The sequence below is a fragment of the Micromonospora sp. U56 genome (assembly GCF_018070095.1).
Classification (GTDB): domain Bacteria; phylum Actinomycetota; class Actinomycetes; order Mycobacteriales; family Micromonosporaceae; genus Micromonospora; species Micromonospora purpureochromogenes.
The window spans coordinates 1-12666 of the sequence record NZ_JAGPYL010000160.1 but is presented as its reverse complement, the minus strand read 5'-3'; the positions used below and the strand labels follow the sequence as shown (position 1 = coordinate 12666).

The window sequence follows — 12666 nt, the reverse complement described above, 5'->3', positions numbered from 1 at the left end:
GGGGCCGTCCCGGCGGCGGCGTCTACGGCGGCGGCCGGCCGGCCGGCGGCGGTGTCTACGGTGGCGGCCCGACGGGTGCTCCCCAGGGCGGCGGCGGCCCGCGTGGCGGCGGCCCGCGTGGCGGTGGCCCGGGTGGCCCGCCCGGCGGCGTGCCGAACGGCGGCGGACCCCGCGGCGGCGGCGACCCACGAGGTGGCGGCGTCTACGGCGGCGGCGGACGCGCGGAACCCCCGCGTCGCCACCCCCGGGACCCGCGCTCCGGCCCGCGCCACGACGACGGGTACGACGACCGGCGGGGCGGCCAGTACGGGTACGGACAGCCGCCCGGCCGGGGCGAGCGTTACTGAGACGAGCAGCACCGCGCTGACGTGACCGGCCGGCCACGCCGGCAGGTGGCCTGACGCGACGACGGGTGGCAGCCCCTGGGGGCGGCCATCCGTCGGGTGCGTGTGGGGTCAGATCCGGCGCAGCACCGCGACGACCCGGCCCATGATGGTCGCGTCGTCGCCGGGAATCGGGTCGAAGGCCGGGTTCTGCGGCATCAGCCAGACGTGCCCGTCCCGCCGCCGGTAGGTCTTGACGGTCGCCTCGCCGTCGAGCATGGCGGCCACGATCTCACCGGAGTCGGCGGTCGGCTGCTGCCGGACCACCACCCAGTCGCCGTCGCAGATCGCCGCGTCGAGCATCGAGTCGCCCTTGACCTGGAGCATGAAGACCTCGCCCTCGCCAACCAGCTCGCGCGGGAGGGGGAAGATGTCCTCCACCGCCTGCTCGGCCAGGATCGGCCCACCGGCGGCGATCCGGCCCAGCATCGGCACGTACGCCGGGGTGGGCCGCTGGGAGCGGCTCAGCTCGTCGTCGACGGCGTCGCTGGGGGCCCGGACGTCCACCGCGCGCGGCCGGTTGGGGTCGCGGCGCAGGAAACCCTTCTTCTCCAGCTCCTTGAGCTGGTAGGCGACGCTCGACGGGGAGACCAGGCCGACCGCCTCGCCGATCTCGCGCACGCTCGGCGGATAGCCCTGCCGCTCGACCCAGCTGCGGATGAACTCCAGGATCCGGCGCTGCCGGGCGGTGAGGTCGACCGTGGCCGGGTCGGGGAAGCTGCTGACCACCGGGGTGACCGCGCGCACGGCCGGCTGCCCGGTCCGACTGCGGGCGGGGCGGGGGCGCCGAGTGGCCGGCGGACCCGCCTCGGCGATCTGCTGCGGGTTCTTCGGCCGGCTGGCCCGGTCCTCGGTCACGTCCGTCCTCCCTGGTCGGCGCTGGGTGCCTTGGCGGCTCGTGGTGCGTGCGGTGTCGCGGGGCCGGGCCCGACGTCGTGCGACGCGCCCGGTTGTTCATGACCGTATAGGTGGGATCGGTCATTTTCAAACATCTGTACGACCTGCCGTCGGCGTGTCGGCGCGGTAATGCTGGAAACTCGAACGCGCGTTCTGATAAATGGTACGTCGTCGTCGAACTCCTGTTCGACTCGCCAGGCGCTTTCGCGATGGCCGTCCGTTTTCCGCGTCCCGGCCGGACGGGCGGTAACCTCCCGCGTGCCGTGCCGTTGGGGATGTCGGCGGGCGGCGTGCAGGTGGTTGTTCAGGTGACGCGCCGGACACGCCGCCAACTTGACCACTGCTCGTCGGCGGCATACGGTCGACCCCTAGATGTAGTAGTCACACGGGCGTAAGTTGCCTACAGGTTGGGTTCGACTACCGACCGCACTCCCGTACCGTCGACGACGGCGACGGCCACCGGCGGTGGCCCCGCCGGGCCGACGCGTGCCCGGAGACGGTCGGCGGGCGCCCACGGTCGATCAAGGAGGTCAGGCTATGCGGTGTCCGTACTGCCGACACGCCGACTCCCGGGTGGTCGACTCGCGGGAGGCCGACGACGGGCAGTTGATCCGTCGTCGCCGCTCCTGCCCGGAGTGCGGCAAGCGGTTCACCACGGTCGAGGAGGCCGTGCTCGCGGTGGTCAAGCGCAGCGGGGTGACCGAGCCGTTCAGCCGGACGAAGATCATCGGCGGGGTGCGCAAGGCGTGCCAGGGCCGGCCGGTCGACGAGGACTCGATCGCGCTGCTGGCGCAGAAGGTCGAGGAGACCGTGCGGGCGAAGGGGGCCGCCGAGATCCCGAGCCACGAGGTGGGGTTGGCGATCCTGGGCCCGCTACGGGACCTGGACGAGGTGGCCTACCTGCGCTTCGCCAGCGTCTACCGGTCCTTCGACTCGCTCGCCGACTTCGAGCGCGAGATCGAGACGCTGCGGGCCGCCGCGCGCGCCCGCGCCGACGCGGTCGAGGCCGCCGGCCGGACCAGTTGATTTTCGAGTTTCTGACAGATGAACGACGCGCGGTGGGTGACCGCGCAGACGAGGGGGCGGATGAGATGGCGGGGGACGGCGTGACAACCAGCCGGTCGCGGGCAGCGAAGAACGGCGCGGTGACCGGGCTCAAGGTGCAGCGGGTCTGGACGACCGAGGGCGTGCACCCCTACGACGAGGTGGCGTGGGAGCGCCGCGACGTCGTGATGACGAACTGGCGGGACGGCTCGATCAACTTCGAGCAGCGCGGGGTGGAGTTCCCCGAGTCCTGGAGCGTCAACGCGGCCAACATCGTGACCACCAAGTACTTCCGGGGCGCGGTGGGGACCCCGGAGCGCGAGTGGTCGCTCAAGCAGTTGATCGACCGGGTGGTCACCACGTACCGCAAGGCCGGCGAGGAGCACGGCTACTTCGCCACCGCGGCGGACGCCGAGGTCTTCGCGCACGAGCTGACCTGGATGCTGATGCACCAGGTGTTCAGCTTCAACTCCCCGGTCTGGTTCAACGTCGGCACCCCGTCGCCGCAGCAGGTCAGCGCCTGCTTCATCCTCGCGGTCGACGACTCGATGGACTCCATCCTGGACTGGTACAAGGAGGAGGGGCTGATCTTCAAGGGCGGCTCCGGCTCCGGCGTCAACCTGTCCCGGATCCGTTCCTCCCGCGAGCTGCTTTCGTCCGGCGGCACCGCCTCCGGCCCGGTCAGCTTCATGCGCGGCGCCGACGCCTCTGCCGGGACCATAAAGTCCGGTGGCGCCACCCGGCGCGCGGCCAAGATGGTCATCCTCGACGTGGACCACCCGGACATCGAGGAGTTCGTGGTCACCAAGGCGCGCGAGGAGGACAAGATCCGCGCGCTGCGGGACGCCGGCTTCGACATGGACCTGGGCGGCGCCGACATCGTCAGCGTGCAGTACCAGAACGCCAACAACTCGGTCCGGGTCTCCGACGAGTTCATGACCGCGGTGGAGAACGGCGGCGGCTTCGACCTGCGCGGCCGGCTCGACGGGCAGACCATCGAGACGATCGACGCCAAGAAGCTGTTCCGCACCATCTCCCAGGCCGCCTGGGAGTGCGCCGACCCCGGCCTGCAGTACGACGACACCATCAACGACTGGCACACCTGCCCGGAGACCGGGCGGATCACCGCGTCGAACCCGTGCTCGGAGTACCTGCACCTGGACAACTCCTCGTGCAACCTGGCCTCGCTCAACCTGATGAAGTTCCTCCGCGCCGACGGCGGCTTCGAGGTGGCGAAGTTCGTCCGCTCGGTCGAGTTCGTCATCACCGCGATGGACATCTCGATCTGCTTCGCCGACTTCCCGACCGAGAAGATCGGCGAGACCACCCGCGCCTACCGGCAGCTCGGCATCGGGTACGCCAACCTGGGTGCGCTGCTGATGGCGTCGGGCCTGCCGTACGACTCGGAGCAGGGCCGCTCGGTCGCCGCGGCGATCACCTCGCTGATGACCGGCACCGCGTACCGCCGCTCGGCCGAGCTGGCCGGCATCGTCGGCCCGTACGAGGGCTACGCCCGCAACGCCGAGCCGCACAAGCGGGTCATGCGCAAGCACGCCGCCGCCAACGACGCGATCAAGCCGGCCGGCACGGTCGCCACCGCGATCCAGCGGGAGGCCACCAAGCAGTGGACCGAGGGCAACAAGGTCGGTGACAAGTTCGGCTGGCGCAACTCGCAGGCCAGCGTGCTCGCCCCGACCGGCACCATCGGCCTGATGATGGACTGCGACACCACCGGCGTCGAGCCGGACCTGGCGCTGGTCAAGTTCAAGAAGCTGGTCGGCGGCGGCTCCATGCAGATCGTCAACCAGACCGTGCCGCGCGCCCTGCGCAGCCTCGGGTACCCCGAGGAGCAGGTCGAGGCGATCGTCGAGCACATCGCCGACCACGGCCACGTGGTGGACGCCCCCGGCCTCAAGCCGGAGCACTACCCGGTCTTCGACTGCGCGATGGGTGAGCGCTCCATCGCTCCGATGGGGCACGTGCGGATGATGGCGGCCGTCCAGCCGTTCATCTCCGGCGCCATCTCCAAGACGGTCAACATGCCGGAGCAGGCCACCGTCGAGGACGTCGAGAAGATCTACTTCGAGGGCTGGAAGCTCGGCCTCAAGGCCCTGGCGATCTACCGGGACAACTGCAAGGTCGGCCAGCCGCTGTCGGTGGCCAAGCCGAACAAGGTCGCCGAGTCGGCCCCGGCCGCCGTCGAGACCGCCGCCCCGGCGGTCGAGAAGGTCGTCGAGTACCGGCCGGTGCGCAAGCGGCTGCCGAAGAAGCGCCCGTCGGAGACGGTCAGCTTCTCCGTCGGCGGAGCCGAGGGCTACCTCACCGCGTCGTCCTACCCGGACGACGGCCTCGGCGAGGTCTTCCTCAAGATGTCGAAGCAGGGCTCGACCCTGGCCGGTGTGATGGACGCCTTCTCGGTGGCCATCTCGATCGGCCTCCAGTACGGCGTTCCGCTGGAGACGTTCGTCAGCAAGTTCACCAACATGCGCTTCGAGCCGGCCGGCATGACCGACGACCCGGACGTGCGGATGGCCGCCTCGGTGATGGACTACATCTTCCGTCGCCTGGCCCTGGACTTCCTGCCGTACGAGCGCCGCGCGGAACTGGGCATCTTCACCGCCCAGGAGCGGGCCGCCCAGCTGCGGGCCGAGGCCGAGGCGGAGAGCGCCGGCACCGATCTCACCGCGATGGCGTCCTCGGCTCCGGTCGAGTCGCCGGAGACGAAGACCGCTCCGGTCGCCCAGCCGGCCCAGGAGGTCGCCAACGTCGCCGCCGCCAAGCCGGCGCCGGCGGTGGGCTCCTCCACCGAGCTGCTGGAGGCGGTGATCGGCAAGGCGGCCGACGCGCCGCTCTGCTTCACCTGCGGCACGAAGATGCGCCCCGCCGGTAGCTGCTACGTCTGCGAGGGCTGCGGCTCCACCAGCGGCTGCAGCTGACGCCAGGCAGCTCATGCATGTCTCCGGTGAGTGACTTTTGAGAGGCGTCACCGGTTGACTTCTCGCCTGGTGGGCTCTACAACGGATGCCTCCCGCCCAGATTGGGCGGGAGGCATCTCGTCAATGGGCGTACGAGTGCAGCGGGGAAGGGTAGGCGTGCCGGCGAACGTTGTCCCGCCCCGTCGACCACGATGAGCTTGAGCCGGTGCTCGGCGGGCATCCGTCCAACGGGCCGTGCGAGACGCTGTAGAGCTGATGACGCCAGTGAATCAGCAGGGTCGCCACGGCCCTCGCGCTGGCTGCGCCGCAGGCACCAGCGTCGGCCCGTGATGGACAAGACCCTTGCCCACGCCCGCCAATTCGCCGCCTGGATGGAGTACCGACGCGTCGTGCGGCACATCCACGCCGAGGAATCCACGTGACCGATGACGGGCTGACTCCGCCGGACCGGCGATGGCGTTGGGACAAGCCGGTGACGCTTCGCTGGGTGCTGGTCGATGAATACTACATGGGGGAGTCGGACGCGGCGGTCGCCATCTGCGCCGACATCGAAGGCGTGTTCGTCGATGCGCCGTCTGCGGCACACGCAGCGACGCTGCTTGGATGCCTGCCCCAGCCGCCGCTGCACCATGCTCTGGACGCGCTGGCCCGAGGTGCCGGCAACCCCGGTGGCGCTTTGCGCCGCCGCCGGATCAACACCTCCCTCTACAGCGTGGCCGAGGACGGCGTCGCGACCCGCGTGGTCGGTGCCTATCTCCAGGCGTCGGTGACAGGCGTCCGCCCATCGACGCTGGGTCACGGTCTGCTCGACGTCACCTTCGACACCGCAATCGTCGATCCCATGCCCAGCGGTGCGCGGCGGATTTGGGATCTCTGGCGTGCCGGCCGCCCGACTGAGCCGGGCCTGTGGGCAGGCTACGACCGCGAACTCCGGCACCAATGGTCCGGGGCGGCACGGGCCCATCACCGGCACGACCGGCCCGACAATCCAGCCGGCAGCACCTATCACCTCGACGGCCGCGACATCACCGACGTGGAAGGCTTCTACTGCGCCATTGGCGAGGCCATCAACGGTCCAGGCGGCTACTTCGGCTGGAACGCCGATGCGCTCTACGACTGTGTGACCGGCGGGTGGGGTGCCGCCTGGCCGTTTCGCCTCGTCTGGCACGGCGCCGGAGTGGCGCGAACGCGCTTGAACAGTGCTGCTGGCCAGGGCGAAGCGGCCGCGGCCACCACGTTCGAGCAACTTCTCCGGTGGCTCACCGAGGACGGAATCGAGGTCGAGTTGCGCTGACTCGCAGGCCTCCGGCCCAGACCTGCTTACTGAATATGTGGGACAGCAGGCGCGAGCCGCTGCGGTCCTGGAACGAGAGTCTCCCGAGGGAGACACCGCGTACCTCCCAGGAACAGCCAACGTCCGTCGGCTGAGCGGGGCCCCTGGGACGTGTGCGTACGCCCTCGAGCCCGATCGCCCTCAGCGCAGACACCACCTGGCGGTCGGACGATGACCGCCGAAAGCGGGCCCACTTCGGTGCGCCGGAGACGCACGGCATTGGGTCTACCGGTCCCGCCGGAGGCGCTTTTGGAGAAGCGATTCCGCCGTTCGCGCCGACTCTTACGGCAGGGGGCGTCAGCGCTGTCGCAGCTTCCCAAGCGGAACGCGCTCGTTGGCTTGCCGCCGTAGAGACGTCCTGATCAGCGATCTTCCTCGCCGTCGGTAGGGCGGGGTGGGCGGTTGTGGCGCGCCCACTCGTCCACCTCGTCGGCATCCCAGACGGTCATGCCGATCAAGCGGGCGACGGGCTCCGGGAAGCCAGGCCTGCGGGTGATCTGCAGAACTCGCTGACGCGACACACCGAACAGCGCGGCCAACTCGCCGGGTCCGTACAAGCGCGGTCGCCTCACGGGCTGAAAGTAGGCGCGCCTCCTCGTGTACAATCGTCACTTACAGATTGACAACCCATCCGGGGAGTGGATCGGAGAGGCGGCGGCGCGGCTGCGGGCGGCGGCGGCTGTCGCCGCGGCCGAGCCGCCGCTGCTGGTCCGCGGCGATCTGGTGGACGACCTGCCGGCACTGGCCGCGTGGGCGCCGGCCGGGGCGACGCTGGTGGTGTTCCACACCTCCGTGCTCTACCAGGTGCCGCCTCCGCGGCGGCAGGCGTTCGCCGAGCAGGTACGCGGGCTGCCCGGGCACTGGATCTCGAACGAGGCCCCGGAGGTGCTGGCCCACGACGGGCTGCCGGAGCCGCCGGGCGAGGCGCTGTACAACGTGCTGGCGCTCGACGGGCGGCCGCTCGCCTGGACCCGCTCGCACGGGCAGGCGATGACCTGGTTCGGCTGACCCGGACTCTCCGGGCCCCGCAGCGGCCGAAGCCGGACGAGCGGGGGCTGCCGCGTCGGTGCGGCAGCCCCCGCCCGGTACCTCAGCGCTGCTTCTGCTGGCAGGGCACGCAGAAGCGGGCGTGCGGAAGCACCTCCAGGCGTTCCTGGGGGATCGGCCCGGTGCACCGCTCGCAGATCCCGTACCGGCCCTCGGCGATGCGCCGCAGCGCCCCGGTGATCTGCTCCAGGCTCTGCCGGGTCCCGGCGAGCAGCGCGTCCCGGGTGTGGGCCTCGGCCGGATCACCGGTGTCGGCAGTGAGTTCGGTCAGCCGGGCGGTGTGCATCTCGAAGTCGGACGTCAGGGTCGACCGCAGTTCGTCGATCCAGTTCTGCTGGCCCGGCTGGGTGTGCGTGGTCATGGCGTAGCTCCTCGGAAAAAGAAAAAGGGCCGAAGCTGTGGAAGCTTCGCCCTGGTGGCCGTTCACGTGGTGTGCACCGGTCCAGGAGGGCTACGTCCGGCGGGGCTCGGCAGGCCGGGGGCGACCGAGCCGGCGCGCGACGGCGCGACGGCGACTCGCACGACGCGGGTCGCCACGGTGACCGGCAGGGCGGGCCGGCGGACAGCAGTGGGTGCCGCCGTCGTGCTGACGGCGGTGCTCTCCTGCTGCCCGGACAGACGCATGTCGCCCACCATAGGCCGGGCCGACAGGAAAGCCAACGCCCTTACCAGGGGCCCTCCCGCCCTCTCGCCGGTGCGGCGCCGCCCGCCGGTGTGGTCGCTGCGTCCGGGCTCGTCGGCCGCCGATCTGCACCGACCGGGGCGCCACACAGGTGGGTGGCGAGTTCGCCGGTCGCGTCAGTCCCGGGCGCGCTCGTGCCGCAGCAGGACGACGCCGTTGCCGAAGGTGCGGGTCCCGGTCAGGCGCAGCGGCTGCCGGTCGCCCGACGCGGGGAAGAGCTGGCGGCCGCCGCCGAGCACGACCGGGTGGACGTAGAGCCGGTACTCGTCGACCAGGTCGTGCCGCAGGAAGGTGCTGAGCAGGTCCGCCCCGCCGAGGGCAAGGTCGCCGCCCGGCTCGGCCTTGAGCCGCCGCACCTCGTCGGGTACGACGTCCTGGACGACGGTGGCGTTCCAGTCGACCGTGTCCAGCGTCCGGGAGTAGACGATCTTCGGCATGTCCCGCCAGATGCCGGCGAACTCCACCATCGGGGCGGTGCTGGCCGGGTCCTGGTCGGCGGTCGGCCAGAACTCGGCCATCAGCTGGTAGCTGCGTCGCCCGTTGAGGAAGCCGCCCATGGTGCGCAGCTCGGCGTTGAAGTGCCGGTGCAGCTCGTCGTCGACCTGGTGCCAGTCGAGGCTGCCGCCGGGGCCCTCGAAGAACCCGTCCAGCGACACGCTCAGGTGTACGACGATCTTCCGCATCTGCCGTCCTTCCACAGTCGAACCCCCGTCGGCGTCCAGCATTCCGCAGCCCTACGACACGATCGGTCAGGTCGGCCGAGGTAGACCGTGGCCGTAGGCGGCGGGCGGCTCCGTAGACTGCGCCGGTGGGTGCAGAGCGGCGACCGTTGGCGAACCGACCGTTGACCGAGCCGCACCCGTCCCGGCTGCCGCCGGAGCATCCCGACCGGGAGCGGATCCTCGCGGCCCACGCCGCCGCGCTCGCCGCCGGTGAGGCCGGCTACCTCGACCCGGCCAGCGGGCTCTTCGTGCTCAGCGCCGGCTTCCTGGCCCGCCGGGGCACCTGCTGCGGGCGCGGCTGCCGACACTGCCCGTACGTCGACGACTGACCGCCCGGCCAGGCGATATTCGGGTGCCCGCACCGGTGGCGCCGCCTAGGTTGGGTCGGCCCGAGCCGCCGGTTCGGTGCCGGCCTCGTGGGCCGTCCTGCCGCCGGAAAGTGGTGACGCGTGACCCGGCATCTGGAGGCCGCGACACTGGTGCGGCCCCGCCCCGGGCCGCTCTGGCGCAGCCGGGACTTCGCCCTGCTCTGGGGCGGTCAGACGGTCAGCGAGGTCGGCACCCGGATCTCCGGGGTGGCGGTACCGCTGCTCGCCGCCGACACCCTGCGCGCGAGCGTGTTCCAGGTCTCCCTGCTGACCTTCCTGGCGTGGCTGCCGTACCTGCTCTTCTCGCTGCCCGCCGGCCTGCTCGCGGACCGGGTCGACCCGCGGCGGCTGATGGTCGCCTGCGACCTCGGCCGCGCCGCGCTGCTGCTGTCGCTGCCGGTGGTCGCCCTGGTCGGTCACCTCACCCTGCCCTTCCTGTACGTCGTGGTCGGGCTCTGCGGCGTGCTGACCGTCCTGTTCACCGTGGCGTACAAGAGCACCCTGCCCCGGCTGGTGCCGGCGGACCGGCTCGTCGAGGGCAACGCCCGGCTCACCGTCAGCCAGGACGGGGCCCAACTGGTCGGGCCGACCGTCGGCGGAACGCTGACCGGGCTCGTCGGCGCGGCGTGGACCTTCCTCGGGACGGCGTTCGCCTTCGTGGTCAGCGCGGTGACGCTGGTGCTGATCCGGCAGCCGACCGCCGCCCGACCGGCCACCGGCGATCGGGTCCCGGCGCGGGTCGCCCTCACCGAGGGGCTGGGGTTCATCCGCCGGCAGCCCATCCTGGTACAGATCCTGGCCTGCTGCACCGCTTCCAACTTCTTCGCCATGGCGACCAGCTCGCTGGAGGTCACCTACCTGGTGCGGGAGCTGCACGCCTCACCGGCGGTGGTCGGGGTGGTCTTCTCCCTCGGCGCGATGGGCGGGCTGGTCACCGGCGCGTTGGCCGACCGGCTCTCCCGGTGGATCGGTTCGGCGCGGATGATCTGGGTCGCGATGGCCGTCCCGGGGCCGCTCTACCTGCTGGTGCCGCTGGCCCGGCCCGGCTGGGGCCTGGCGCTCTACGCCGTCGGCCTCGCCGCGTTCTCCGCCAACGCGGTGCTGTTCAACGTCGCCATCCTGTCCTACCGACAGCGCATCACCCCGCCGGAACTGCTCGGCCGGGTCAACGCCTCGTTCCTGTGGATCTGCTTCGGGGTGGTGCCGCTCGGCGCGCTCTTCGGCGGGACGCTGGGCAGCCAGTGGGGGCTGCGGCCGGCCCTGGTCCTGACGGCGTTGGGGACGTGGAGCGCGGCGCTGTTCGTGGTGTGCTCGCCACTGCGCCGGATGCGTGACCTGCCGCCGGCCTGAGGAGGCCGGGGTGACGCGGCGGTCGCGGACCGCGACCCTCGACGAGGGCCCGCCCCGGGCGTCTTCGAAGGACTTTCGCATCGGCACGGGTTGCCCGTACGGTGTCCGACGGACATCCGGCGGGCCCCCGCCGACGACCGCGGAGGTTCCCCGTGCACGCGCGGATCTGGCTCATCGCCTCAGCCGTCCTGCTGACCACCGGCTGCGGCGCCCAGCCCCGACCGGTGGCCGTGCCGGCGGTGGACCCGGTGACGGTGGAGGTGGCCGCCGCCTCCTCGGGCGGCGCGTGCCGGCTGCTGGACTTCGCGGTGATCGAGGAGCACCTCGGCGTCCGGTTCGACGTGGCCGCCGCCAGCGACAAGGGCGACACGCACACCTGCGTGGTCCGCGCCGAGGGGGCCACCCTGCCCGAGCTGACGCTGACCGTCACCGACACCTCGATTGACGTGCCGACCTTCAACGCCGACGTGCTGCCGGACGGGGCGGCCAAGGTGTCGAAGCTGGGCCAGGTCGCCTACCGCCGCACCCTCGCCAAGACGGCGAAGCACGGTCCGGTCGCCGAGGTCGGCTGGCTGGCCACCGAGGACCGGTTGGCCACCCTGCAATGGACGTGTGAGCGTGGCGCACCGAAGGCCGAGGCCGAGGAGCTGACCGGCAAGCTGGTCGCCTTGGCGAAGAAGATCAACACCCGGGCCAGGTGAGGCTCGCGGGCGGGCGCGCCAACGGAAGCGGGCCGCCCGCGCGGACCGAGGCAATGGCCCCGGAGAGCAGGCGGCCCGAGCCGTCAGTTGGCGGCGACGAAGACCCGCGAGGCGACCTCGCGGGGCAGCCGGACCCGTTCGCCCGAGCGGTCGATGAACACCCCGTCCCGCTCCTGCGCGACAGTGACCGTGGCGCCCGGGTCGACCCCGGCGGCGTGCAGCTGGCGCAGCACGTCGGCGTCGGTCTGCACGCTCTCGCAGATCCGGCGGACCACGACCGTCCCGGAGAGGCCGGGGAAGGCCAGGTTGCGCTCACCCTCGACCGTGTCGGCCGCGGGCTCCGGCGAGCCCAGCTCCTCCAGCCCGGGGATCGGGTTGCCGTACGGCGAGCGGGTGGGTCGGTTGAGCAGGTCGTAGACCCGCTTCTCGACGGCGTCGCTCATCACGTGCTCCCACCGGCAGGCCTCCTCGTGGGCCTCCTCGTAGGGCATCCCGATGACGTTGACCAGCAGCAGCTCGGCGAGGCGGTGCTTGCGCATCACGGAGACGGCACTGTTGCGACCCAGCGGGGTCAGCGTCAGGTGCCGGTCGCCCTCGACGGTGAGCAGCCCGTCGCGCTCCATCCGGGCGACGGTCTGGCTGACGGTTGGCCCGCTCTGGCGCAGCCGCTCGGCGATCCGCGCGCGTAGCGGCGGCACACCCTCCTCCTCGAGCTCGAGGATGGTGCGAAGGTACATCTCGGTCGTGTCGACCAAATCGTGTTTCACGTCAGCCCTCCGGTGCACGATGCTACCCCGCAGCCCCGACAACGGCTGGTGCCGAACCGCCAGGTCGCTGCCCGGATGGTGTTGACTGGTCGCCATGTCCGGAACTCAGGAGCCGCTGATCGAGGTCGAGCAGCTCGCCGCCGCGCTCGCCGAGCCCGACCCGCCCACCCTGCTCGACGTGCGCTGGCGGCTGACCGGCCCGCCCGGCCGCGAGGACTACGCCGCAGGTCACCTGCCCGGCGCCGTCTTCGTCGACCTGGACACCGCGCTCTGCGGCCCGCCCGGCGCCGCCGGCCGGCACCCGCTGCCCGACCCGGCCGCCCTGCAGGCCGTGCTGCGGGCCGCCGGCGTCCGCGCCGGTCACCCCGTCGTCGTGTACGACGGCGGCGACGGCATGGCCGCCGCCCGCGCCTGGTGGACCCTGCGCTGGGCCGGC

Annotated in this window: 13 protein-coding genes and 2 pseudogenes; 8 read left to right on the top strand and 7 right to left on the bottom strand. The window is 71.8% G+C overall.

Annotation, left to right across the window (positions count from 1 at the left end):
• Both KBX37_RS31070 and lexA read right to left on the bottom strand, forming a co-directional pair.
• Positions 1-359: pseudogene (locus KBX37_RS31070) on the bottom strand (hypothetical protein); the annotation flags it as partial.
• 96 nt (positions 360-455) lie between these two features.
• Entirely contained in the window at positions 456-1241 is a 786-nt protein-coding gene (lexA, locus tag KBX37_RS31065; RefSeq protein ID WP_154942833.1) for a transcriptional repressor LexA, read from the bottom strand.
• 576 nt (positions 1242-1817) lie between these two features.
• On the opposite strand from lexA, the gene nrdR reads away from it, so the two are divergent.
• The 3 genes from nrdR (at position 1818) to KBX37_RS35740 (ending at position 6554) form a co-directional block, all read left to right on the top strand.
• The gene (gene nrdR / locus KBX37_RS31060) at positions 1818-2306 is read left to right on the top strand and encodes a transcriptional regulator NrdR (protein WP_154942834.1); all 489 of its coding nucleotides are present in this window, start codon (positions 1818-1820) and stop codon (positions 2304-2306) included.
• A 65-nt stretch (positions 2307-2371) separates the two neighbouring features.
• On the top strand, positions 2372-5260 hold the full coding sequence (locus tag KBX37_RS31055) for a vitamin B12-dependent ribonucleotide reductase (protein ID WP_210779422.1): 2889 nt from the start codon (positions 2372-2374) through the stop codon (positions 5258-5260).
• A gap of 418 nt (positions 5261-5678) precedes the next feature.
• Positions 5679-6554 (top strand): barstar family protein, encoded by an 876-nt coding sequence (locus KBX37_RS35740; RefSeq protein WP_307849283.1) that lies wholly within the window; start codon positions 5679-5681, stop codon positions 6552-6554.
• Positions 6555-6955: 401 nt separating this feature from the next.
• Here KBX37_RS35740 and KBX37_RS31045 read toward each other — a convergent pair whose 3' ends face one another.
• A complete protein-coding gene (locus tag KBX37_RS31045; protein WP_247659340.1) occupies positions 6956-7132 on the bottom strand; it encodes a DNA-binding protein in 177 nt (58 codons plus the stop codon).
• A 118-nt stretch (positions 7133-7250) separates the two neighbouring features.
• Between KBX37_RS31045 and KBX37_RS31040 the strand changes: the two are divergent.
• Positions 7251-7601 (top strand): annotated as a pseudogene (locus KBX37_RS31040) (DUF2332 family protein); the annotation flags it as partial.
• A gap of 82 nt (positions 7602-7683) precedes the next feature.
• Here the strand turns inward: KBX37_RS31040 and KBX37_RS31035 are convergent.
• From KBX37_RS31035 to KBX37_RS31025, 3 genes are all read right to left on the bottom strand, one after another.
• Positions 7684-8001, bottom strand: coding sequence for a TraR/DksA C4-type zinc finger protein (locus KBX37_RS31035; RefSeq protein WP_210779418.1), 318 nt, complete (start codon positions 7999-8001; stop codon positions 7684-7686).
• Between the two features lie 62 nt (positions 8002-8063).
• Positions 8064-8264, bottom strand: a complete 201-nt coding sequence (locus tag KBX37_RS31030; protein WP_210779417.1) for a hypothetical protein — start codon at positions 8262-8264, stop codon at positions 8064-8066.
• A 174-nt stretch (positions 8265-8438) separates the two neighbouring features.
• A complete protein-coding gene (locus KBX37_RS31025) occupies positions 8439-9005 on the bottom strand; it encodes a dihydrofolate reductase family protein (protein WP_210779416.1) in 567 nt (188 codons plus the stop codon).
• Between the two features lie 125 nt (positions 9006-9130).
• On the opposite strand from KBX37_RS31025, the gene KBX37_RS31020 reads away from it, so the two are divergent.
• The 3 genes from KBX37_RS31020 to KBX37_RS31010 all read left to right on the top strand — a co-directional run bounded on the left by KBX37_RS31020 (position 9131) and on the right by KBX37_RS31010 (position 11463).
• On the top strand, positions 9131-9373 hold the full coding sequence (locus KBX37_RS31020) for a DUF5522 domain-containing protein (protein WP_210779415.1): 243 nt from the start codon (positions 9131-9133) through the stop codon (positions 9371-9373).
• Positions 9374-9493: 120 nt separating this feature from the next.
• Positions 9494-10762, top strand: a complete 1269-nt coding sequence (locus KBX37_RS31015) for an MFS transporter (protein ID WP_210779414.1) — start codon at positions 9494-9496, stop codon at positions 10760-10762.
• Between the two features lie 152 nt (positions 10763-10914).
• Complete coding sequence (locus tag KBX37_RS31010; protein ID WP_210779413.1) at positions 10915-11463, top strand: hypothetical protein; 549 nt, start codon at positions 10915-10917, stop codon at positions 11461-11463.
• A gap of 83 nt (positions 11464-11546) precedes the next feature.
• Here KBX37_RS31010 and KBX37_RS31005 read toward each other — a convergent pair whose 3' ends face one another.
• On the bottom strand, positions 11547-12230 hold the full coding sequence (locus tag KBX37_RS31005) for a metal-dependent transcriptional regulator (RefSeq protein ID WP_210779412.1): 684 nt from the start codon (positions 12228-12230) through the stop codon (positions 11547-11549).
• A gap of 94 nt (positions 12231-12324) precedes the next feature.
• On the opposite strand from KBX37_RS31005, the gene KBX37_RS31000 reads away from it, so the two are divergent.
• Positions 12325-12666, top strand: a 342-nt coding sequence (locus KBX37_RS31000; protein WP_247659339.1) for a sulfurtransferase, incomplete at its 3' end; no start/stop codon positions are given.